We start from the raw sequence: 22,808 nt of genomic DNA, 5'->3' as shown, positions 1-22,808 counted from the left end.
TTGTTTTCGTTGATATCTACTTCTATTCTATAGTACCATAATTGTTAGGTAAGGAAGGAGTGTCAAGGGTGGAGCGATTCTTTTTATATGATGATGTCGAAGATACAAAAACAAGGTTTGTTGGATTTACAGGCGAGTCTCAGCGTTACGACTTAGCGATCGTACAGAGCTCTCGATTTTTTGGAAAAGTTCTTGTAATGGATATACAATACAATCGGTCAGCCATCATAGGTTCAGATGATGTAGAAGAACCGGGCTACCTAGAGCATATTTTTAATAGATCCGAAGAGGAAGCATTAGAGCTTAGAGAATATTTAAGAGAATTACTGAGTTAATGATGTCCCTGACATAATCAGAAAAGTTCTCTGTACACGCTTGGGAGAAAGCATTTCTTAAATGGTTAAGTTATAATGCACAAAAAAATGAGCTGGAAGCTATGCTTCTATGCTCATTTTACTTATTTACCCCATCACGCTCACGATTGTTTAAGTCCCCTGTGTTCTATAATCAAATTTATCCCTATCAACCTCTAAATATTTTTCTTCAATCTTTAAAGTGTCTTCCTCTACCCACATAATGTCTAACGCTTTATCTACATAGTCATAATAAATCATTTCTTTCTTTTTCGTTTCATTGTTAATTATATCTACTCTTACATTTTTATAATCTATAAATCCAGACATATGATATACCTGTGCTTTAAAATCACCATTTGGAGATTGAAGAGTTTGACCAGGATGTCCCTGAGGCAAGAAATTAGGATTAACAATCCAACTACTCCAAAAAACAGCCGATACTGTGCCTAAAATACTCATAGAAACAAATACTTTTTTAGGAAAGCCTTTTGGTTTCTTGCGAATATATTTAATTGTAAATAGTGCTATTAAAAGCACGATAGTAAAAAGGGTAGAACCCAGTCCTATAAAAACGAATAGGTTAAAAAGCGTATTGTTCAATATTGAGCACCAACCTCATTAATAATAAGTCGTATATTTCCACCTAAGCACGGTTACCTATAGTTAATTCTAATCTTCTTTTGACTCAAAAGTATTTTCTATCTCATTCAAAAAGGTTAGGACAGCTATTTTCATCTGTTCGACACCAGGTTGTTCTACAGGAAAATGACCGGCTCCTTCTAAAATTACACATCTCTTCTTACATTTCAGTCGTTTATAAAAAGATTCACTTAATTTAAATGGCGTCATCGGATCTACTTCAGGATGGACAAGTAATATAGGACAAGCATCAAAATATTCAGGTTCAATAATTGGTTTCGCATTTAAAAAGGTTCTTAGAAATCGCAAAGGAATTTTTGTCCCCGCAGCTCGAGAATCTTGAATAATTAGTTTCGTCAGCTCATAATTATTTGTGATTAACTTCATTCTTGATACTTTAGAAACGGAGATCAGAAACGAATCTAATACAAGAGGGAAGCGATCCAACGTGAATTTACCTAGTCGGCTAATTAACTTATTGGGGGCAATTTGATCACGAACCCTCTGATTACTTGTATCTACAAAAGTCGTAACAATCAAACCTTTCACTTGCTTACTCATACTAGCCACATGATATGCTAGCATGCCTCCGATACTTGCCCCTAATAAAACAATTGGCTTACCGTCTCGATTGAATTCCTGTTTAATAAACTCTGAAATTATTTCTATCCAATCATAGTATTCCATAGATTTCACTGACTCGGTGTAACTAAGACCATAAGGAGGAAGGTCTAGAGATACAACATCATATCCATATGCTTGTAACATCAGAGCATAGGGAGCCAATAGTCGCCCGTTTCCACCTGCACCATGTAGTAAAACAACTTTAATGTTCGAATCCAAAGCAGTCATTCGATCTAGATGTATATGATAGTCATTCCAAACCCACCATTCTTCATCAGGTAGATTATTGTCATTTATACGCAACTCTTCAGGAAAAAATCTCTGATAATTCTTCCAATAAACTTCTGTTTCATTGTATGCTAAACGGTTAGTGTTTGAATTCACTCTCTTTCCTCCAAACAGTATTTTAATAGCGATTACTATTTCTCTTATATCATATTAACACACTAAATATTTCCAAACATAGATATGGAAAGATTATTGAGCATCTCAACTTGTTGTGTTTGAACCTTATCACCTTCATATGAGCGGAAATCATTTTTTCCTTTCAATTAGGTAATTGAAAGAGGTATAACCAAAAGAATAGAGAATTAATATTTATTACTGCTATATAGGAGGAAATAATAAAATGAGAGGACTTTTACTGGGAATCGTATGCTTAATAGGTATACTTGTTGGTTGCGCTGATCAGTCAGACACAGATCAAGCCAACGAAATTAACAAGCTTAAAAAGCAACTAGAACAACTTTCATTAGAAAAAGACACTCTAAAGGAGGAAAAAACCACACTGGAGCTGGCGATGAATGAAGAAGTGAATAAAGATTATTCTATGATTCTCGCAAAAGATATTGAAAAGTATCCTGTTGCACTTTATAAAACAACTAAAATCGACATCGATGGCGATGGTGAAGATGAAATAATTGAATTGCATGTAGATGCAGGAAAAATGGAGAACGGCCGTTATGCATGGGATGATGGGCAGAAGTGGTTGTTGGTCGTTAAAGACGGTGATAAAACCTATCCTCTTTTTGATGAATATGTTCAATTAGGCTATATAGATTTTAGTACAACCATTTTTGAAAGAAAACCATTAATCGTCATGATTAAAGCGCAGCACTCTGATAGAACTGTACAGAGTTTCAAATTTGATAAAGATGAACACGGATACTTGAAAGAAACATTTTATAAGAAAGAAAACACAAATAATCACTATAATGAGACCGCATCTTATGCCTTTTTTCAGGAAGCATTTCAATTCATAGACATGGCTTTTACAACTAACGCTTCCTTTATTCAAGAAAGTGAGAAAGATCTTCAAGATGAGGAAAAGAGATGGCTGGCCATCGGTCCAATGCTAGAGGATATTAGTAATGCAGAGAGATTGTTGGAGATGGCCACTGACCTAAATCCAAAGCTAAATGTCTCTTTAGCGGACTTAATCAGCTTACTTTACCAAATCGATAACAAGCCACCAACAACCGATCAGATGAATCAATTAAAATCAATACAAGGTGTGTTCAAGGAAATAGATTCAGCTAATTTAATCTTAGAAGAAGAGAATAGAATACACCCTGAGATTGTTGAAATGGTAGAAAAAGTTAATCTTATTCTTAAGAAAAATAACAGCGAAACTGAGTCTTGATAGCTTATTCTCTTTGCTCACCTCAAGAAGCTTGTTCTGCAGAAAGCCAAAGGGTATTATTATGACTCAGAACCCTACTTTTCATGATAACTCTACTACAGAAAAAAACCTTGAGCTAGATCATAACTGATCCTGCTCAAGGTTTTCTTGTTTATCTTTTACTAGCTCTAAAACTACTGGTTTTGGAGCCACACCTGTTTTTTTAACAAGGAAATAAGCACAGCCAAAATTGCAATACTCGTACAAATAATCCTTCATCGTACTAATTTTCGTATCGAATGTTGCCTTTTGGTTCCGATCCTCGAAAAATCCTTTTAGGCGAAGCTGACCATATCCCCAGTCTCCCATAATATAATCGTACTTTGTTAAAATCTCGCTGTAACGCTCCAAAAAAGCTTCCTCTTTAAACGCATCACGGTAATCTTCTATTACTTCATAAGTGAAGCCTTCTGCTATTATCATACATTCACCATCCATTAGCTATTACTCTTGAACAGCTAGTAATTCCTCACCTTGTTGCTGTCTTTGCTTCGCAGCTGCATTTACTTGCTCATCTGCATGATAGCTACTTCTAACAAGTGGGCCTGCCTCACAATGTGAAAAACCCTTACTCATTGCTATCTTACGCAGTTCTCCAAACTCAGCTGGAGAATAATATTTTTGAACCTTTAAATGTTTTTTCGTAGGCTGCAAATATTGACCAATTGTCATAATATCAACGTTATTTGCACGTAAATCATCCATAACCTCAATGATTTCTTCAAACGTTTCCCCTAAACCTAGCATTAACGAAGACTTTGTAGGAATGCTTGGCTGCATTTCCTTTGCACGCTTTAATAATTCTAAAGAACGGTCATATTGTGCACGTGCTCTAACTCTAGGAGTTAATCGACGTACCGTTTCAATATTATGATTCAGGATATCTGGCTTCGCATCCATAATGTTACGGATGTTTTGCTCAATGCCCCCCATATCCGATGGAAGCACTTCAATTGTAGTAAAAGGATTTTTTCTTCGAATTGCACGGATCGTTTCTGCAAAAACTTCTGATCCGCCATCTTTTAAGTCATCCCTTGCTACAGCCGTCACTACCGCATGCTTAAGATTCATAATAACAACTGAATCTGCCACACGTTCTGGCTCCGCTAAATCTAGTTCATTTGGAAGTCCAGTCTTTACTGCACAGAAGCGACATGCTCTTGTACAAACTGCGCCAAGAATCATAAATGTAGCAGTACGACGAGATCCCCAGCACTCATGAATATTAGGGCATCTTGCCTCTTCACACACAGTGTTTAAGTTGTTTTCGCGCATTAGTTTTTTTAAGCCTTTATAATCTTCATTCGTATTTAGCTTTATTTTGAGCCATTCAGGCTTGCGCTCATGCTGTTCTTTTGGTGGCTTACATGATGTCACGATTCCATCCCCCATTTCAAATAATCTGACTTCACTGTTGTCAATGTACCATATTATTTGAATTCAAACAACCTTCTAAAAAAGCTAAATAGAATGCTTGTTCCCACTTTTATTACTAAGGGTCCAAAACCCAAATAATAGAATGAGGATTCCTACTACTGTTATTAATCCTATCATGACAGAGCCTGTCAATCCTAATACTAAGTATCCGATTGCAGCTATGATTGCACTAATAATTGCGTAAGGCAGCTGTGTCATCACATGATCAATGACATTAACTCCAGCTCCCGTAGCTGACATGATCGTAGTGTCCGAAATCGGTGAACAATGGTCTCCGAAAACCGCCCCTGCCAATACTGCTGCTAATACTGGTAGCAATAGCTGCGGATCGATTGCCATGATAATACTTGCACCAATAGGAAGCAAGATACCAAACGAACCCCAGGAAGAACCTGTAGCAAAAGCCATAAATGCAGTCAACACAAACATTAAAACTGGTATGATACCTACCGGAACATTATTTTCCGTAACGATTGTAGCTAAAAATGCACCTGTTTCTAATGCCGTGATTAAGTAAGACAATGCCCATGCAAACACAAGAATCATAATAGCTGGAAGCATAGATTGAACACCTGTACGTAAAGCCTTCCACACGTAGCTCATATTAGCATCTGGGTTCACTTTGAATTGGCGCGCATACAACAGGAAGGATAAAATACTTGCTACCAATCCACCTATAAATAAGGACAAAGGAACATCTGTATTTTCAAAGATGACAAAAATATCTAAAATTCCTCCAGACAACTGATAGCCTGTCCAGAACATCAATCCTAACGTTACCACTACTAAAGAGATGATTGGAAGCAATAAATCGATCACTTTACCATACTGATTGTCTGGAAAATCTCCTTCCATATCTCCTGGGTTTGTTTTATTTGGATCAAATAATACTCCTGTTTCCTTCGCACGTTTTTCATGCTTTTTCATTTCAAACAGATCAAAATCTGTCCATGCGGCAAAGAACACCATCGCTAAAGTAGCTATAACATAGAAATTCATTGGTGCCATTGTGATAAAAGCTTCTAACGGAGTATATTCTGTCACAGCATGTGTTGTGAAAATAACACCTAGCTGGCTGATCAAAAATGCTCCCCAGCTAGAAACTGGTGAGATTACACATATCGGTGCTGATGTAGAATCGATGAAATAGGCTAGCTTTGCACGAGAAACCTTATGCGAATCCGTAATTGGTCTTGCAATTTGCCCTACTGCTAATGCATTAAAATAATCGTCCACAAAAATAATGATTCCTAAAAAGGCTGTTAATAGTTTAGAGCCTCTTTTCGTTTTAATTCGCTTAATCGCCCAATTAGCGAAAGCCGTGCTTCCTCCTGACAGGCTGACAAAAGCGGTAACTACACCTAACAAGAGAATGAACAATAAAATATAAATGTTATATACATTTAATCCCCCATCCCAAAAAGAGATTTTAAAGGAATTCCATAACATTAACAAAGATCCAACAGGGCTAAATTCCTCTACTAGTAAGGCTGCAGAAAGAATACCTGCTCCTAACGATAACAAGACCCTTTTTGTCAATAAAACCATGATGATTGCCAATAGCGGTGGCACTAACGAAAAAATTGTATTCTCCAAAACTGTTCCTCCTTGAAAATAGAAAAGCCAACCTATAGTATTTTATAGGTTGGCTTATACATGAAATTTTAGTTATAACACTTTGTTTCACTTTTGTAGCTCCCCATCTATATGTCCCCATATACATGACAGTGTTATTCTTGTTCAAAATAACCCCAACTAAGCATCCTTGACTAGACATACTTAGTTTCGGCAAAACTTCCTTTCTATTACGATCCTTGGAGTCACCCTCCCGTAACATACTATTAAGCAATGCGGCCTCTACCTATTTATTATTCATTTTTATCTATTCTAACAGTAATTTAAGAAAAATGAAGTTTTTTTAATCTTCCGGTAACGGTATAGGTACCTCCACCGATGGAGCAGCCGACCCATCCCCACCTGTATAAATGTGAGGAACCTGCCCTTGTACTAGACCCATGGCTACTGGTATATTCTGTTCCACTACACTCATTTTACTAGCAAGCGGGACGATGATTTGTACATTCACCTTAATGTGGATACTAATTTCTACATACGCATTATTAATACCGAACTCGGTAATAGTAGGCACCACATTTGACTGAACGTTTCCGATCACGTGGAATCGAATTGGTATTTTCGGACCAAGGTTACCGATCAAAGGTATATTCGTTGCTTGCCCCATCGGAACAAAAAATACGACTCCACCTTGGTCTTCCATTGTTTGCTTATCATACTCAATATCATCCAAGTAAGGAAGACTTGATAAATTCCCTTGTTCAGCCTGTTCTAAATGGGATTGTACTAAACTATTTGTATCAGATAGCACTCGGTTAATAATTTCTGTATTGAATTTGGTTGTGACCATATTTTTGCTATCCGAAGGAACCTCTTCAATAATATCGTTTACATCTAGAACATTTGCCGTACGCGAGTTAATCGCCTTACTTATTACCATAGATGCAATCTTGTTCGTTTGCACTTCAGCATATTGTAAGTAAGTGGGAGTTAGTTGCGCATTTATATAATAGAATACCCAAGCCACTGACAATAGAAAGCATGTTAAAAAGATGGCTAATTTGCGTTGAGTGCTAAAAAATATGAAACGCTTCTTCTTTTTGCGATAAAACAACGAAAAAACCTCCTCATTACTTTTATGTAACGAGGAGGTCTATTATGCCCTACATTTATGCTCTTCCTTTATTCCATACCATTTTATAACGTCCCGAATAGTTTCTGGCATAATATATTGTTTCTTCGCGGTCTTAAAAGAAGGAAAGAAAAATCCAAAAGTAAACATGTCTAGCGTCGCCAGCCGGTACGTATGATGTAACGTTAATGGCTCACCTTTAATCAAAAGCTGCCCATGCATATCTTGTTCAACCTGTTCAAATAAAATAGCCCCTAAATACTTACCACGAAATCCGAGACCCTTCACTTCTAAATTTGGCCATTTTTCGTTTTTCGAAAGCTCCATCACCTCTAGCAGCTCAGCTCCACTTAATGTAACGATACATGGATTAATGGGGTGAGGCAGGCATTGATGTAGATCCCAAGCAGTGACAGGTCCCTCCGGTAAATCCTTTAAGAAAATTCCTGCAGGGAACATGGCACAATCTGCATTCGTGTATGCTAGCAATGCCTTTCCAAAGAAATTCGCTAACTCAGACCCATTGAACCACTCTTTTTTTAACAAGGAATTGTTTGTAAAAACAGGATAAGATAGCTTTTCTTTACCGATTCGCTCCCAATTTCCCATCGTGTGTCCTGCATTTTGAGGGACTGGCAACGCGTCTGTAGGATAGACAACAGCCTGTTTAGAAACAACTCTTTTCATGGAATGGTCATATTCAAGACTCACATAGCCCACATACATCCCAAATTTCCCTGTAGCGGCCTGCAATGTATTCCCAACCATTTTCCCTTCCTCGAACAAATGATGCGTGTGTGCTCCTAAAATTAAGTCCAGAGACGGTATCAGCTCACATAGCTCTTCATCCTTAGACTTTCCTAAATGAGACATACAAATAAGGACATCGACATGAGGAGAAATCTGCTCAGCAACTGCCTGCAATCTAGGAAGAGGATCCTGCAATCTCCACCCAAGCTTTTCATAATAAACACGATAATCCGCAGTAGCAGCTATAATCCCAATTCGAATTCCAGAGGCCGTCTGATGAATTTTATAAGGCTTCACCCACCTAGGAATATTCCCTTCCAAATCCGTAAAATTGGAAACTATGACCTCGAATTTAGCCTGTTCATATAACGAATCCAATTCTTCGTGACTCAATGTGATTCCTTCATTGTTTCCAATCGTGGCATAATCATATTGGGCATCATTTAAGAGCTTCACGTTCCCCTTCCCAAGTGTTCCCTCTGTGTATATATTCGAGCGATCCACATGATCACCGATATCTAATATTAGAGAGGAATCGCTTGCATGCTTTTTACGTCTTTCAGAGAGAAAGTGATGGATAGACGGCCAATTTTCTAAATGACTATGTAAATCATTTGTATGATAAATATGAATGGTCTCTCTCAGCTTTCTCACCTCTTTTTTATGCGGGCTATCGCTCGCCTTTATTAAAATAGCCCATCTATAATAGATCTTATTCCTAGCAATAGCAGTACTATTCTAAGTGCTGTCACAAGCGTTTCCGAGTTTAGCTTTTTATTGAGCTTAGCACCTATCTTAGCGCCAATATAGGCAGCAGGGATGACAGGTATCGTATATAGCCATGGTACGTTTCCTAAAGAAATATGGGTTGCAGAATTGACGATCGACGTTAGAAATACCATGAACATAGAAGTTCCCACTGCCACATGAGGTGGAAACAGAAACAACAGAATCATGGCCGGCACAATCATCGAGCCTCCACCAATTCCAAACAACCCGGAAGCAAAACCTATAAAAAAGGTTAAAGCTAGTGCAAACCAGACTGGATATCCATATACATATGTATTTTCCCCATCCTCAAAGGTACGCTTCTTGCCATGCTTGACAAACCATTGAACGGGCTTCAAATATTTACGAACTAGTAAAAGAACGGATAAAATGACAAGCAATATACCAAAGTATAGGTTAAACGAAGGGAGATCTAATCCTTTGTTTACCCAAGCACCTAAAATGGTTCCCGGGATACTTCCTATAAAAAATATAAATCCACTTTTAAAATCCACCGTCTTAGACTTCATATAAGAAAGCGTAGAAGACAGACCAATAAAAATCATCATAACAACAGATAAACCTACAACACTCTGAGGCGTAATATTTGGAATCAAATCCAGCGTCGTACCAAGGAATAGCACGGCTGGTACTAAAATAACCCCGCCTCCTAATCCCACTAGTGCACCGATCGTCCCTGAAAAAAGCCCGCTCAGTACTAATAAAAACCATTCCATTTAAAAATCCCCTTCGAAAAGATTTAATTGCTTAGGCGCAAGTCCATCAAATTCTATATTAAGCATTTGCTGAAAGGCTTTAGCATTTTTAGCAGCATGACCACCAGAGTTATTATTGAATACAACAAGCACCTCGGAAGCCTGCTTAGATAAAACCTCACAAACTGACTGAATATAAGCAAGCTCCTGCTCATTATAATCATATAAATAGCGGACTTCTCTCCACTTTTCGTTGTTCCCTGGATTCTTCCACCCATAAAAGTTTCTCCCATGTAGACGGACCAACACTTTATCAGAAGTAGCAACCGGCACTACAGGAATGCTGCCTTCACCATTTTGTGGCTCATCGCAGACACTATGATGAAAATGATTATCCTTTAAAAATTGAAGAGTCGAATCCTTATACTCCGGAAGATACCAGGACTGGTGGCGAAACTCAATGACCACCTCAAAATCCTTTAGCTCCTCTCGAATTCTTCTCATATACTGCATATTATCCTTCTCACACTCAAACCAAGGTGGAAACTGAACAAGCACCATCGCAAGCTTCCCCGCATCCTTAAGCGGCCCAAGCATCTGACGATAGCTTTCAAACATTTCCTCTGGAGATTTAAAAGGATTCTCCCCTCTCAAATGCCCTGTCATCCCTTGATAGGCTTTCACGATAAACTGAAAATTATCAGGCGTCTCCCGAATCCACTTTTCTATATTTCGCTGCGGCTGAATGGCATAAAACGATGCATCCAACTCGACAATCGGAAAATGTGCACTATAATCCTGCAGCTTCTCCCTAGGCGAAGAAACATAAAGATCTGGATGATCCCCCCAACCAGTTAACCCAATTTTTATCATTAAACCACCTCTTCGTTATTACTAATTATCATATCATTTCCCTCATCAAACAGACAAAAAAATGAGTTGAGAGGAAGTGTTGCGGATAATTTCAAAAGTGTTGCGCTTTTCTCAGTAAGTGGTGCGGGTAATCACTAAAGTGTTGCACTAAATTTGAAAGTGTTGCGGGTATGGGTCTAACTGTTGCACTAAATTTAAGTGTTGCGTAAACGGCCTCAAGTGTTGCGTAAAAAAACATTGTGCGACCTAACTACGGACTTTAGCTTATTTATTTTTACCCCGTTAGCTCTATTTTGACACTTTCGCTTGTTCGCGGTAGTTAAAGCTCCATCGCAAAAGCCTTTCTTACAATCTCATAAAAATTAGCCTCTACTCTTCGACAGATGTATAAGTCCTCATGCCAAATCTCTACAATTGCCCACTCTTCATTTGTTAAAAATCCCATTGCATCTCCTGAGAATTTATCTCCAAATAATAATATGTTTTTGATTTCAGGATTTTCTTTTGCATCATAAATCTCATCGGCCTCTATTAACCCAGAATAGAACATAAAATAGCCATCTGAAACTGCTCCAAATCCCATTTCCATTAAAAAATCCTTATATTCCTGTGGAGCATCTTTTAAAAAGCCTACATATTTTTCATTGGAAATTCCTTTAAAACTATACTCTTTTGCTGCTTCCTTAAATTCCATGTATCTTCCCATTAAATTCTCCTAAAAAGAACTTTCTTACTACAGTTTATATAAACCTCGACATCTTTACCAATCACGAATAAAACACTTTTATTAGTACAAAATAAAACATGCACAAAATTAAAACCTAATATAAGAAATGAGGAATTTGATGTATTACTACAAAGAGGAACTAATAAATCCTATCATGCCAGACCGTCCGGATCCGGAAGCAGCTAAAGTTTTACAAGAAATACTAGGCGGCCATTATGGAGAAATGAGAACGATGATGCAGTACTTCTTTCAAAGCTCGAATTTCCGAGGTAAAGATACTCAATTTAGAGACTTGCTTCGTGGTGTTTTCTTGGAAGAAATTGCACATGTAGAGCTTGTACAGAATACAATAAATCAATTACTCAATGACTCAGGGCAATCTGCTGTTCCTGGTAATGCTGGGGTAGATGGAGCACCATTAAACGATGCTGTAAAAGATGCTAACCCGCACCATTTCATTATTGGAGCACAGGCATCCTTACCTGTTGATGCTGCAGGTAACCCTTGGAATGGATCCTGGGTATACTCGCACGGAAATCTAATCGCTGATTTACTCAATAACCTTGTCCTAGAGTCAACAGGCGTGCTTCAAAAAACACGTATTTATGAAATGAGCTCTAACAAAACCTTCAGAGAGACCCTAGCTTTTCTTATTGTTCGAGATAATGCTCACCAAAATGCATTTGCTAAAGCATTGGAAACATTAGGCGTGGATTGGGGCAAGCTATTCCCTGTTCCGAACTACGATATAAATAAATATCCGGAATGTAGAAAATATGTAGAGATGGGATATCATAATGCCCAATTCAATTTTAGATTAGACCCTACACGCATAGCTGAAATATTCCAAGGTCAGAGCCCAAGTCGAAATGACGGAACACTTTCCGTAGTTGACCCACCAAAAGGATTCCCAGTTCCAGTGATGCCTGATATGCCAAACGAACATAGTCCTGGCATTCAAGATATGAATAACTAAATAATTACGTCCTCCCTAGTTACTTATGTAATTAGGGAATTTTTATATTGTATTTAAATTAATAAAAAAAGCAAAGAAATCTTCAAGAGAGTAGAATTGATTTCCGCCCCAGCCGGACGCTTTCCACGGGGTGAGCGATAAGCCCTCACCCCGTAGGAGTCGCCGACTGGTGCTCCAATCAATAAATGGGAACAGCTTTAATGTATCGATAAGTGCTAATAAATTTTTTCGCATAAGCAGCACAGTTGAAAAACTGTCACCAACACCAATTTCATCATCTATTTATGTTCTTAATAGCATTTGAATGTTCCATTGTTAATGTTTACAGTCACTATAAAAAAAATTCTTAGTCAAAATCAACCATTAACTTTAACCTAGCCAAATTTAATAAAAAAAGAAGACGAACTATAAAGTTCGCCTTCTTCTAAAACAAATCGCCACAAACTTGAGACGACTAATTATTGAATTATTAACCGATAGAACCTTCCATTTCGAACTTGATTAGACGGTTCATTTCTACCGCATATTCCATTGGAAGTTCTTTTGTGAATGGTTCGATGAAGCCCATTACGATCATTTCAGTTGCTTCTTCTTCACTTAGACCACGACTCATCAAGTAGAATAATTGTTCCTCTGACACTTTAGAAACTTTCGCTTCATGCTCTAGAGAAATATTATCGTTCAAGATTTCGTTGTATGGAATTGTATCAGAAGTAGACTGATTATCCATGATTAACGTATCACACTCAATGTTAGCACGTGCTCCTGTTGCTTTACGTCCAAAGTGAACGATACCGCGGTATGTTACTTTACCACCTTGTTTAGAAATAGATTTCGAAACAATAGTAGAAGAAGTATTTGGAGCTAAATGCATCATTTTAGCACCAGCATCTTGGTGTTGTCCTTTACCAGCGATAGCGATAGAAAGTGTCATTCCACGTGCGCCTTCACCTTTAAGGATAACTGCTGGATATTTCATTGTAAGCTTAGAACCAATGTTACCATCAATCCATTCCATCGTTGCGTTAGCATCACAAACAGCACGTTTTGTAACTAAGTTATATACGTTGTTTGCCCAGTTTTGGATAGTAGTGTAACGGCAATAAGCATCTTTTTTGATAATAATTTCAACTACTGCACTGTGAAGTGAGTTCGTTGTGTAAACAGGAGCTGTACATCCTTCAACATAATGTACAGAAGCACCTTCATCAACAATGATCAGTGTACGTTCGAATTGACCCATATTTTCTGAGTTAATACGGAAGTATGCTTGAAGTGGAGTATCCACTTTTACGCCTGGTGGTACATAGATAAATGATCCGCCTGACCATACTGCAGAGTTAAGTGCAGAAAATTTGTTGTCAGAAGACGGGATTACTGTACCAAAGTGTTTTTTGAAAAGATCTTCGTTTTCACGTAGGGCAGAGTCAGTATCTTTAAATACGATTCCCAAGTCTTCAAGTTCTTGCTTCATGTTATGGTAAACAACCTCAGATTCATACTGTGCAGAAACACCAGCAAGGTATTTTTGTTCTGCTTCAGGGATACCTAATTTATCAAAAGTTGCTTTGATTTCCTCTGGTACTTCATCCCAAGATTTTTCAGTTTGTTCAGATGGTTTTACATAATATGTGATTTCATCGAAATTTAATGGCTCTAGATCTCCGCCCCATTGTGGCATTGCTTTAGAGTAGAAAATTTCTAATGCTTTTAATCGATAGTCTAACATCCATTGTGGTTCATTCTTCATACGGGAAATTTCTTCAACGATTTCTTTCGTTAAACCACGTTTTGAACGGAAAATGGATACGTCTTTATCGTGGAAGCCATATTTGTAATCACCAATTTCAGGCATTTTTTTTGCCATCGTATTTCCTCCGTTCTGATTTTATTTCTTTTCTTCTGAAACGCCTTTTTCCATTGCTTTCCATGCAAGAGTTGCACATTTGATACGTGCTGGAAATTTAGATACGCCGTTTAAAGCCTCGATATCTCCAAGGTCAATAGAATCGTCATATTCCTTTCCAAGCATCATATCAGAAAAGATTTGGGAAAGCTTAAGTGCTTCATCTATATTTTTACCTTTGATCGCTTGCGTCATCATAGATGCAGAAGACATAGAAATGGAACATCCTTCACCATCGAATTTTGCGTTTTGTACAACGCCATCCTCCACTTGAATAGTCAAGTGGATACGATCTCCACAGGTAGGGTTATTCATATCTATTGTCAATGCGCCATCCTCAATACTACCTTTATTGCGAGGATTTTTGTAATGATCCATAATTACTTGTCGATATAATTGATCTAAATTAGAAGACATCTCCAAAATACTCCTTAGCAGTGCGTAAGCCGGCAACGAGAAGATCTACATCCGCTTCAGAATTATAAATGTAGAAGCTTGCTCTAGCAGTTGCAGTAGCTTTTAACCACTTCATAAGTGGCTGCGCACAGTGATGTCCTGCACGAATAGCAATACCATTCATATCAAGGACTGTTGCAACATCGTGAGGATGTACTTCATCTAAATTAAAGGTAACGATTCCAGCTCGCTTCAATGGATCTTGAGGTCCGTAGATTGTTAAGCCTTCAATTGTAGACATTTTTTCCATGGCATAGGCAGCAAGCTCATGCTCATGCTTTTCGATTTCGGACAAGCCGATTTCTTCCAGAAAATCTATAGCAGCAGCTAAACCGATTGCTCCAGCAATGATTGGTGTTCCACCTTCAAACTTCCAAGGTAGCTCTTTCCATGTAGACTCTTGTAAGCCTACAAAGTCAATCATTTCTCCACCAAATTCAATTGGCTCCATTGCATCAAGTAAAGCCTCTTTCCCGTAAAGAACACCGATACCGGTTGGACCACACATTTTGTGCCCAGAAAAGGCTAGAAAATCACAATCTAACGCTTGTACATCGAGCTTCAAGTGAGGAGCAGCCTGTGCCCCGTCCACTACCATAACAGCTCCATGGTCATGTGCGATTTGAGTAATTTCTTTAATAGGATTCATCGTGCCTAATACATTAGAAACGTATACGACAGATACAATCTTAGTCTTATCTGTAATTGTTTCACGAACTTTTTCCAAAGATAATGTACCGTCTTCTTCTAAGTCGATATATTTAAGCGTCGCTCCCGTTATCTTCGCCAATTGCTGCCAAGGAATAATGTTAGAGTGATGCTCCATATACGTGATTACAATTTCGTCGCCTTCTTTTACGTTTGCAAGACCATAGCTTTGTGCCACTGTATTAATTGCAGTAGTAGTCCCACGAGTAAAGATAACTTCCTTCGACGATTTAGCATTTATAAATCCACGAACCTTCTCACGTGCGCCTTCATAGCTTTCCGTTGCACGGTTACCAAGTGTATGCACACCACGGTGAACGTTGGAATTATCAAATTCGTAATACTTCTTAATAGCTTCAATCACTTGAATCGGCTTTTGAGAAGTAGCACCGCTATCTAAATAGACCAGTGGATGACCATTAACTTCTTGATTTAAAATTGGAAAATAGCTTCGAATCTCTTTTGTATTGAGCATTAGCGAACTTTCCTTTCAATTACCTCCGTCAGCTGTTTCTTCACGCCTTCGATTGGTAGTTCATTAACTACTGGTGCAAGGAATCCATGAATTACTAGACGCTCTGCATTTTGTTTAGAAATACCACGACTCATCAAGTAGTACAGCTGAAGTGGGTCAACGCGACCAACCGATGCAGCATGACCTGCAGTTACATCGTCCTCGTCGATTAATAAAATCGGGTTAGCATCTCCGCGAGCTTTTTCGCTTAACATAAGAACACGAGATTCTTGTTCAGCGTTAGCTTTTGTAGCACCAAATTCAATTTTACCAACACCGTTGAAAATAGAAGATGCAGCATCCTTCATAACACCATGTTTAAGGATTTGTCCTTCCGTATGTTTACCCCAGTGAATAACTTTTGTTGTAAAGTTTTGTTTTTGAGTTCCACGACCTACAACAACCATTTTTACATGACCTTCTGAATTGTCCCCAACTAAATGAGTAACATTTTCAGAAATAGTATCACTATCGTTCATCATTCCAAGAGCCCATTCAATTACAGCATCACGGCTAGTTACTCCACGACGGTTAACATAAGTAGTAAATCCTTCTGCAAGAACGTCTACTGTACCGAAAGTAACTTTTGCATTATCCTTCACAATTACTTCAGAAACAATGTTAGCTAAACCGTTTGAATGTTCTACTGTAGACAAATAGTTTTCTACATAAGTCACTGAACTGTTTTCATCCGCCACAAGCAATGTGTGGTTGAATAAAGAAGCAGTTTCGTTGTCGTGTAGATAAATAACTTGAACAGGTTCTTCAATTACAACATTTTTCGGTACGTATACAAATACTCCACCGTTTAATAATGCAGCATGAAGTGCAGTTAATTTATGTTCATTAACTTTAACGCCATCTGTCATGAAATATTTTTGTACTAGCTCGCCGTGTTCGCGTGCAGCAGTATAAATATCAGTAATGATCACACCTTGTGCTTTTAAATTATCTGTTACTGATAAGTAAGCAGGTGTATTGTTGTGTTGAATATAAATATTTTTTTGCTCATCTGCATGAACAAGCGCCTTCACTTCTTCAGGAAGTTCATCCAATGAAGAGAATGTAGTGCTTTCTACAGTATGAGCAGGAAATTCAGTGAAATTCCAATTAGTAATTTTAGTTTTGTCTGGTGTTGGCATTGGAAGTGTTTCCACTTGACCTAAAGCAGAAAGACGAAGTTCCGTCATCCAGCTTGGTTCTTGGTGACCTTCTGAAAAGGAGCGAATATCCTGTTCGGTTAATGCCAATTTCGTTTCAACCGTCATGTCATGCGTCCCCTTTCTTATGCTTCTTGTCCAACTGTCTCGTCTTCAATTCCTAATTCTTCTTTAATCCAGTCATAACCTTGAGCTTCTAATTTTTGAGCTAGCTCAGGACCGCCAGATTTAACAACGCGACCTTGCATCATTACGTGTACATGGTCTGGAGTGATGTAGTTAAGTAAACGTTGGTAGTGAGTGATGATTAAGCTACCAAAGCCTTCTCCACGCATTTCATTGATTCCTTTAGATACAACTTTAAGTGCATCGATATCTAGACCAGAGTCAATTTCATCTAAAATAGCGAATTTAGGCTTAAGCATCATTAATTGAAGAATCTCGTTACGTTTTTTCTCTCCACCTGAGAATCCTTCATTTAAATAACGTTGTGCCATATCAAGATCCATTTCTAGGAATTCCATCTTGCTGTCTAATTCGCGGATGAATTTCATAAGAGAAATTTCATCGCCTTCTTCACGACGAGAATTGATAGCGGAACGCAAGAAGTCTGCATTAGTTACTCCAGTGATTTCACTTGGATATTGCATTGCAAGGAACAAACCAGCTTGAGCACGCTCGTCCACTTCCATTTCTAATACATCTTCACCATCTAATTCAACTGAACCAGAAGTAACTTCATATTTAGGATGACCCATGATAGCTGAAGCCAAAGTAGACTTACCAGTACCGTTTGGACCCATGATAGCGTGAATTTCATTTGTGTTAAGGGATAAATTAACACCTTTTAAGATCTCTTTACCGTCGATAGCGACGTGTAAATCCTTAATAACTAAAGTCGACATTTAATAACCTCCATTAAGTAACTAGAAATGTATAACCATTCTAATTTATTATCATTCTAATCTTAACTCAAACTGAAGTCCCTTGCAAATCTTTTGAAACACTTTCTTATTGATAATATATAACAATTATAAGAGAAAAATTAGGTTCATCCGCATGGTACTTTATGACACTATCATTTTCAATAAGATAACTCTAATTGAGAATGCATATCACTACGGCGATAGTGTTAACTAAAAAATCCATGCAGCCTAGACTGCATGGATTTTTGTCTTCTATTTAAATTAACCTCGGAAAGCACGAGCATCGAGCTTAGCTGCAAGCTGCATACTTTTTTCGTGATCTGCCTGACGACGTTTCTCAACTTTTGCTCTCAATGTTTGACTATTTCTTAATTCATCGTAACCGAAACCATGTACTCCTCTGAATGCGTGGTCCATCTGTTCTGTATAGGGTAACTCTCCCGAACTGATAATGAATCATTCCTTTCCTTTTTAATGTTTTCTATACTACACTACATACCACCTCATGTTAAGTTCAAACATCCTTTTTATTCTGAAAATTCATTTCGTAAATATTGAATTGATACATATGTCACACGAATCATTTTTTTCATTTCACGTAACATATCGGCGTAAAATAAAAGCCAGTCTACTATTTTAAATCCCCCCCTCATGCGCCTGAGAGGAATTAGCTTCCAGCTGATCGTTTTCGATAATTAGAAGTTTATTTAATTGGAAATAATTTAGGTGAAATTAAAAAGGGGAGAAATGAATCATTTTAAAAAAGTTTTGTGCAGGGAAGTTAATTCTTTCTTTTATACTGTGTAGTTTTATATTTTCCTAATTTTAAGAGGTTTGCTTTCCTTAATAGCCTCTTCACCTCATAGCGACTGTCTAAGAGTAAAAATTTTCTACAAGCTTTATTGGTCAGAAGGTCATCATATAGCCAAAAATAATGCTGAAGTGATTTTAGCGAAGCATATTTGTCAGCATACTGACAGCTTTTACAATACCAAATATTTTTAATTTTATTCATACCTACCTGTCCACAGCCTTCACAAGCTACGCCTGAGATTAAATCACTTACTTCTATTGAATAATGTTTCGTTAAGGGAAAGAATTCAAATGGGGAATTATGTTTTAAAATCAGATTTTTTACCTGATTAAGTTTAGAATCGGGTACTATAGTAGATTTATTTTGGAGATTTCGAAGGAATGAATAGACCTCATTCTTATAAAGAATGGTCGTATCATTGTTTGTAGCTTTAACATGGCTATTTTTAGAGGCAAAAACAATAGCGCCAAAGACTGGTATCGTAAGATTATGATGTGTAAAGAAATTAGACAATAAATAGGAATACTCATTTAACTGATTAACGGGGCAAGGGTACTTTTTAATCTCGCCATTATCTTTGGTTTGTATTAATTGAGAAGGATTCACTTTAAATTCGAGCGATCCAATAATGTTTTTTATTTCAAGAATAACTGCACCAAAAGGGGTTAGTAATAGAAAATCAATTTCAAATAACTTTTCCGTACGCAGCATTACCTTATGTAATAAGAAATAATTATAAGGTAAACGCATCCTCTCCAATTCTCTATAAACCATTTCCTCGCCATAATCACCTGCCATCGTTGTCTGTATTTCTGTGGCTAGCTTGGGATAAAACGGGTGCCTCAAAGGTAGTCGATTCAATAATAATCTCATTGCTTTCAGTTGTTCCGATTCCGCATATTTTTTGATAATCAATAGTCATCACCTCAATTTTAGATTAGCAAAATTACCTTAAGAAAGATACCATTAATTTGGTAATTAAACCTATTTGTGATGAAACATTTAAGAGAGTATATGTAGGTTTTTATGGGTTCGATCGAGGGATTAGTTTAACTGGTTTATGGGCGGTTCTGACGTTTATGGGCACTTTTCTTTCATTTATGGGTCAGTTTCAACTGGTTTATGGGCGCTTTCACACCCTTTATGGGACACTTTGCACTAGTTTACGGGCGATCCTCGCGTTTATGGGCGCTTTTCTTTCATTTATAGGTTAATTCCAACTGATTTATGGGCGCTTTCACACCCTTTATGGGACACTTTCCGCTAGCTTATGGGCGGTTCTCACGTTTATGGGCGCTTTTCTTTCATTTATGGGTCAGTTTCAACTGGTTTATGGGCGCTTTCACACCCTTTATGGGACACTTTCCGTTAGTTTACGGGCGGTTCTCACGTTTACGGGCTTTCTCCCCCTTAACCCACACCTCTCCCACCCCACAAAAAAAAAGCAAGCACACCAGGTGCTTGCTTCACTCTACAACTATATCAATTATTTCACCGGAACTACTGCTCCGCCCCATTCTTCTAAGATGAAATCTTGAATTTCTTTGGATTGTAGTGCTTCTACTAGTGCTTTGATGCGCTCGTCTTTTTCGTCACCTGCGTTTACCGCTACTAGGTTTACGTATGGAGATTCTGAGTCTTCAATTGCGATTGCATCCTCTAGTGGATTTAAGCCAGCATCGATTGCGTAGTTGGAGTTGATTAGCAATGCGTCGCCTTCATTGTTTTCATATAGCTGAACCATTAAAGCAGCTTCGTAGTTTGGATCGAATTCTAGGTTTTTCGGGTTGTCTATAATGTCATCAATTTCTGCTTTTGTTTTATCTATTCCCTCAGCAAGTGTAATTAGCCCTTCTGCTTCTAGCATTGCTAGCACACGGCCATGGTCAGCAACCGAATTACTCATTAGGATCGTTGCTCCTTCAGGAAGCTCTTCAATCGAATCATACTTTTGAGAGTAAAGACCAATCGGCTCGATATGGATGCCACCAGCATTTACGAAGTCATAGTCGAAATCATTCATTTGTGATTCTAGATAAGGAGCATGTTGAAAATAATTGGCATCTAGGTCGCCATTATTTAAGTCTTTATTTGGTAGTACGTAATCTTGGTACGTTTCAATTTGAAGCTCAATGCCTTGTTCTTCTAAAATAGGTACTACCTGCTCTAAAATTTCTGCGTGCGGTACGTTAGAGGCACCAACAACTAATTTGTCGCTATCCTCATCACCACAAGCAGCAAGCGTTAATGCACTAACAGATAATAAAACCCCAGCCAATAATTTTTTCATTTTCAATCTCTCCCTATCTTTTATCAATTTTTGTAGTAATAATATCGCCAATCCATTGTAGAATAAAGACGATGATTAATATTAAAATAGTAGCAATAAGCGTTACATCTCCGCGTCCACGTTGGAATCCATCTAAAAATGCTAGATTCCCAAGTCCTCCAGCTCCAATAATTCCCGCCATTGCTGTATAACCAACTAGTGATATACAAGTTACGGTAATACCAGATACTAAGGCTGGCATCGATTCTGGCAATAAAACCTTCCAAATGATTGTAGAGGTTTTAGCACCCATCGATTTAGCTGCCTCTAAAACACCCTTGTCGATTTCTCGTAGTGCGATTAAAACCATACGGGCATAAAATGGAGCCGCTCCAATTACTAATGCAGGGATGGCCGCATTCGGACCACGCATCGATCCCGTCAACAACGTTGTAAATGGTATCAACAAAATGATTAAAATAATAAACGGAATAGAACGGAAAATATTGACTACTCCACTGGTCAACCAGTTTGCTATTTTATTTGCCCATGCTTGGTGTGGGCTTGTCAAAAATAATAATAGTCCTAAAATTAGTCCAAAGATTGCTGTTAGGACTGTAGAAATTGCAGTCATATAAAGGGTTTCTATAGTGGCTTCCCACATTTTAGGCCAATCAACATTTGGAAATAACGATTCAATCATTGTTGATCACCTCAGTTTTAACTTTTTGCGAGTGGATAAATTGAATGGCATCTTCCACCGCTTGTTCATTTCCATCGATTTGCAGGATTAGTGTCCCGAACGCTCCACTTTTCGTGTGAGAGATATTCCCTTGGACAATGTTTACCTCTAAATCGAACTGTTTGATTAATCTCGAAAGAATTGGTTGCTCTGTAGTATCTCCAACGAAAACGAGCTTAACTAGCTTGCCGTTTGGATAAAGCTTAACTAGGTTTTGAATGGTTTGAATTGGCTCTTTAGAATCTGAAATTTGAGAAACGAAACGCTTTGTAATAGGCTGTTGTGGCTTTTGGAATACCTCAAGCACATCTCCCTCTTCTACAACTTGCCCATTTTCCATAACCGCTACTCGGTTACAGATCTTTTGAATAACTTGCATCTCATGGGTGATTAACACAATGGTTAATCCTAGTTTTTCATTAATGCTTACGAGCAAGTCTAAAATGGAGTCGGTTGTTTCAGGGTCAAGAGCTGATGTTGCCTCATCACAAAGCAATACCTCTGGACCATTAGCCAACGCTCTTGCAATTCCTACGCGTTGCTTTTGTCCTCCAGATAATTGAGATGGGTAAGAGTCTCCTCTTCCTTCCAATCCAACAAGGCTTAAAAGCTCCTCTACTCTAGCTTTTCTTTTTTCCTTTGGAACTCCTGCAATTTCTAATGGGAATGCTATATTTTCAGCGACTGTTCGCGACCATAGTAAATTGAAATGCTGGAAGATCATGCTTACTTTTTGACGAAAGCTTCGAAGCTTGTCCTCATTAATAGATGTAATTTCCTGGCCATTCACTGTAATATGACCGTCAGATGGCTTTTCTAGCCCATTCAACAAACGTATTAGCGTACTCTTGCCCGCTCCGCTGTATCCAATAATCCCGAAAATTTCTCCACGCTGTATGTCCAGATTTACACTATCAACTGCAACGATTTCTCCTTGCTTTGTAATAAATCTTTTCGAAACTTCTTTTAAACTAATCAAGTAAATCTGACCACCTTTCCTAATAAAAAACCCCTTCTGCAAAAGAGCAGAAGGGGTGTATGTTATCTATTTAAAATAAC

Annotated in this window: 22 protein-coding genes and 1 riboswitch; of the genes, 3 read left to right on the top strand and 19 right to left on the bottom strand. The window is 38.0% G+C overall.

The features are described from left to right. Window positions 1-68 precede the first annotated feature (68 nt). The gene (locus tag MKY09_RS05705; protein ID WP_169359644.1) at window positions 69-335 is read left to right on the top strand and encodes a DUF3055 domain-containing protein; all 267 of its coding nucleotides are present in this window, start codon (window positions 69-71) and stop codon (window positions 333-335) included. 150 nt (window positions 336-485) lie between these two features. Here the strand turns inward: MKY09_RS05705 and MKY09_RS05700 are convergent, their stop codons facing one another. After that, the gene (locus MKY09_RS05700; protein ID WP_298468803.1) at window positions 486-956 is read right to left on the bottom strand and encodes a DUF5412 family protein; all 471 of its coding nucleotides are present in this window, start codon (window positions 954-956) and stop codon (window positions 486-488) included. A gap of 69 nt (window positions 957-1,025) precedes the next feature. Next, window positions 1,026-2,003 (bottom strand): alpha/beta hydrolase, encoded by a 978-nt coding sequence (locus tag MKY09_RS05695; RefSeq protein WP_342567832.1) that lies wholly within the window; start codon window positions 2,001-2,003, stop codon window positions 1,026-1,028. Window positions 2,004-2,247: 244 nt separating this feature from the next. Between MKY09_RS05695 and MKY09_RS05690 the strand changes: the two genes are divergently transcribed. Next, on the top strand, window positions 2,248-3,261 hold the full coding sequence (locus MKY09_RS05690) for a hypothetical protein (RefSeq protein WP_342567831.1): 1,014 nt from the start codon (window positions 2,248-2,250) through the stop codon (window positions 3,259-3,261). A 120-nt stretch (window positions 3,262-3,381) separates the two neighbouring features. On the opposite strand, the gene MKY09_RS05685 is transcribed toward MKY09_RS05690, so the two are convergent. From MKY09_RS05685 to MKY09_RS05650, 8 genes are all read right to left on the bottom strand, one after another. After that, window positions 3,382-3,723: a YutD family protein gene (locus tag MKY09_RS05685; protein ID WP_169359687.1), complete on the bottom strand. Its 342-nt coding sequence runs from the start codon at window positions 3,721-3,723 to the stop codon at window positions 3,382-3,384. A 21-nt stretch (window positions 3,724-3,744) separates the two neighbouring features. After that, complete coding sequence (gene lipA / locus MKY09_RS05680; RefSeq protein ID WP_298468811.1) at window positions 3,745-4,692, bottom strand: lipoyl synthase; 948 nt, start codon at window positions 4,690-4,692, stop codon at window positions 3,745-3,747. A gap of 69 nt (window positions 4,693-4,761) precedes the next feature. Continuing rightward, entirely contained in the window at window positions 4,762-6,333 is a 1,572-nt protein-coding gene (locus tag MKY09_RS05675; protein ID WP_342567830.1) for a Na+/H+ antiporter NhaC family protein, read from the bottom strand. 88 nt (window positions 6,334-6,421) lie between these two features. After that, window positions 6,422-6,605, bottom strand: a riboswitch (Lysine riboswitch). Window positions 6,606-6,655: 50 nt separating this feature from the next. Further along, the gene (gene yunB, locus MKY09_RS05670) at window positions 6,656-7,426 is read right to left on the bottom strand and encodes a sporulation protein YunB (RefSeq protein WP_285841733.1); all 771 of its coding nucleotides are present in this window, start codon (window positions 7,424-7,426) and stop codon (window positions 6,656-6,658) included. A gap of 42 nt (window positions 7,427-7,468) precedes the next feature. Beyond that, on the bottom strand, window positions 7,469-8,848 hold the full coding sequence (locus tag MKY09_RS05665) for a bifunctional UDP-sugar hydrolase/5'-nucleotidase (RefSeq protein ID WP_342567829.1): 1,380 nt from the start codon (window positions 8,846-8,848) through the stop codon (window positions 7,469-7,471). 32 nt (window positions 8,849-8,880) lie between these two features. After that, entirely contained in the window at window positions 8,881-9,699 is an 819-nt protein-coding gene (locus tag MKY09_RS05660) for a sulfite exporter TauE/SafE family protein (protein WP_342567828.1), read from the bottom strand. Then, entirely contained in the window at window positions 9,700-10,551 is an 852-nt protein-coding gene (locus tag MKY09_RS05655; RefSeq protein ID WP_342567827.1) for a DUF72 domain-containing protein, read from the bottom strand. Window positions 10,552-10,870: 319 nt separating this feature from the next. Continuing rightward, the gene (locus MKY09_RS05650) at window positions 10,871-11,257 is read right to left on the bottom strand and encodes an SMI1/KNR4 family protein (protein ID WP_298468827.1); all 387 of its coding nucleotides are present in this window, start codon (window positions 11,255-11,257) and stop codon (window positions 10,871-10,873) included. A 139-nt stretch (window positions 11,258-11,396) separates the two neighbouring features. Here MKY09_RS05650 and MKY09_RS05645 point away from each other — a divergent pair, with 139 nt between their 5' ends. Beyond that, window positions 11,397-12,254 (top strand): manganese catalase family protein, encoded by an 858-nt coding sequence (locus MKY09_RS05645; protein ID WP_342567826.1) that lies wholly within the window; start codon window positions 11,397-11,399, stop codon window positions 12,252-12,254. Between the two features lie 469 nt (window positions 12,255-12,723). On the opposite strand, the gene sufB is transcribed toward MKY09_RS05645, so the two are convergent. The 9 genes from sufB to MKY09_RS05600 form a co-directional block, all read right to left on the bottom strand. Further along, entirely contained in the window at window positions 12,724-14,121 is a 1,398-nt protein-coding gene (gene sufB, locus MKY09_RS05640) for a Fe-S cluster assembly protein SufB (protein WP_169359633.1), read from the bottom strand. Between the two features lie 21 nt (window positions 14,122-14,142). Then, window positions 14,143-14,577 (bottom strand): Fe-S cluster assembly sulfur transfer protein SufU, encoded by a 435-nt coding sequence (gene sufU, locus MKY09_RS05635; protein ID WP_169359632.1) that lies wholly within the window; start codon window positions 14,575-14,577, stop codon window positions 14,143-14,145. Further along, window positions 14,567-15,799 (bottom strand): cysteine desulfurase, encoded by a 1,233-nt coding sequence (locus MKY09_RS05630; RefSeq protein ID WP_251556643.1) that lies wholly within the window; start codon window positions 15,797-15,799, stop codon window positions 14,567-14,569. Before MKY09_RS05630 ends, sufU begins: the two co-directional genes overlap by 11 nt. Beyond that, window positions 15,799-17,106: a Fe-S cluster assembly protein SufD gene (sufD, locus tag MKY09_RS05625; RefSeq protein WP_298468835.1), complete on the bottom strand. Its 1,308-nt coding sequence runs from the start codon at window positions 17,104-17,106 to the stop codon at window positions 15,799-15,801. Before sufD ends, MKY09_RS05630 begins: the two co-directional genes overlap by 1 nt. A 17-nt stretch (window positions 17,107-17,123) precedes the next feature. Beyond that, complete coding sequence (gene sufC, locus MKY09_RS05620; RefSeq protein WP_169359629.1) at window positions 17,124-17,903, bottom strand: Fe-S cluster assembly ATPase SufC; 780 nt, start codon at window positions 17,901-17,903, stop codon at window positions 17,124-17,126. A gap of 802 nt (window positions 17,904-18,705) precedes the next feature. Continuing rightward, complete coding sequence (locus tag MKY09_RS05615; RefSeq protein WP_342567825.1) at window positions 18,706-19,653, bottom strand: nuclease-related domain-containing protein; 948 nt, start codon at window positions 19,651-19,653, stop codon at window positions 18,706-18,708. Window positions 19,654-20,224: 571 nt separating this feature from the next. Further along, on the bottom strand, window positions 20,225-21,028 hold the full coding sequence (locus MKY09_RS05610; RefSeq protein WP_342559747.1) for a MetQ/NlpA family ABC transporter substrate-binding protein: 804 nt from the start codon (window positions 21,026-21,028) through the stop codon (window positions 20,225-20,227). A gap of 13 nt (window positions 21,029-21,041) precedes the next feature. Beyond that, window positions 21,042-21,710 (bottom strand): methionine ABC transporter permease, encoded by a 669-nt coding sequence (locus MKY09_RS05605; protein WP_342559748.1) that lies wholly within the window; start codon window positions 21,708-21,710, stop codon window positions 21,042-21,044. Continuing rightward, the gene (locus tag MKY09_RS05600; RefSeq protein ID WP_342567824.1) at window positions 21,703-22,728 is read right to left on the bottom strand and encodes a methionine ABC transporter ATP-binding protein; all 1,026 of its coding nucleotides are present in this window, start codon (window positions 22,726-22,728) and stop codon (window positions 21,703-21,705) included. Before MKY09_RS05600 ends, MKY09_RS05605 begins: the two co-directional genes overlap by 8 nt. Window positions 22,729-22,808: the final 80 nt, after the last annotated feature.

Origin of the sequence: Psychrobacillus sp. FSL K6-4046 (assembly GCF_038624605.1) — a bacterium.
GTDB lineage: Bacteria > Bacillota > Bacilli > Bacillales_A > Planococcaceae > Psychrobacillus.
Note: the sequence above shows the minus strand (reverse complement) of the source record. Positions and strands in the feature narration are given on the sequence as shown.

What these genes read in the sequence shown, in the direction of transcription:
- MKY09_RS05690 (WP_342567831.1), top strand. Translation starts at nt 2,248, where the DNA reads ATGAGAGGACTTTTACTGGGAATCGTATGCTTAATAGGTATACTTGTT.
- MKY09_RS05685 (WP_169359687.1), bottom strand. Translation starts at nt 3,723, where the DNA reads ATGATAATAGCAGAAGGCTTCACTTATGAAGTAATAGAAGATTACCGT.
- lipA (WP_298468811.1), bottom strand. Translation starts at nt 4,692, where the DNA reads ATGGGGGATGGAATCGTGACATCATGTAAGCCACCAAAAGAACAGCAT.
- MKY09_RS05660 (WP_342567828.1), bottom strand. Translation starts at nt 9,699, where the DNA reads ATGGAATGGTTTTTATTAGTACTGAGCGGGCTTTTTTCAGGGACGATC.
- MKY09_RS05655 (WP_342567827.1), bottom strand. Translation starts at nt 10,551, where the DNA reads ATGATAAAAATTGGGTTAACTGGTTGGGGGGATCATCCAGATCTTTAT.
- MKY09_RS05650 (WP_298468827.1), bottom strand. Translation starts at nt 11,257, where the DNA reads ATGGGAAGATACATGGAATTTAAGGAAGCAGCAAAAGAGTATAGTTTT.
- MKY09_RS05645 (WP_342567826.1), top strand. Translation starts at nt 11,397, where the DNA reads ATGTATTACTACAAAGAGGAACTAATAAATCCTATCATGCCAGACCGT.
- sufB (WP_169359633.1), bottom strand. Translation starts at nt 14,121, where the DNA reads ATGGCAAAAAAAATGCCTGAAATTGGTGATTACAAATATGGCTTCCAC.
- sufU (WP_169359632.1), bottom strand. Translation starts at nt 14,577, where the DNA reads ATGTCTTCTAATTTAGATCAATTATATCGACAAGTAATTATGGATCAT.
- MKY09_RS05630 (WP_251556643.1), bottom strand. Translation starts at nt 15,799, where the DNA reads ATGCTCAATACAAAAGAGATTCGAAGCTATTTTCCAATTTTAAATCAA.
- sufD (WP_298468835.1), bottom strand. Translation starts at nt 17,106, where the DNA reads ATGACGGTTGAAACGAAATTGGCATTAACCGAACAGGATATTCGCTCC.
- sufC (WP_169359629.1), bottom strand. Translation starts at nt 17,903, where the DNA reads ATGTCGACTTTAGTTATTAAGGATTTACACGTCGCTATCGACGGTAAA.
- MKY09_RS05610 (WP_342559747.1), bottom strand. Translation starts at nt 21,028, where the DNA reads ATGAAAAAATTATTGGCTGGGGTTTTATTATCTGTTAGTGCATTAACG.
- MKY09_RS05605 (WP_342559748.1), bottom strand. Translation starts at nt 21,710, where the DNA reads ATGATTGAATCGTTATTTCCAAATGTTGATTGGCCTAAAATGTGGGAA.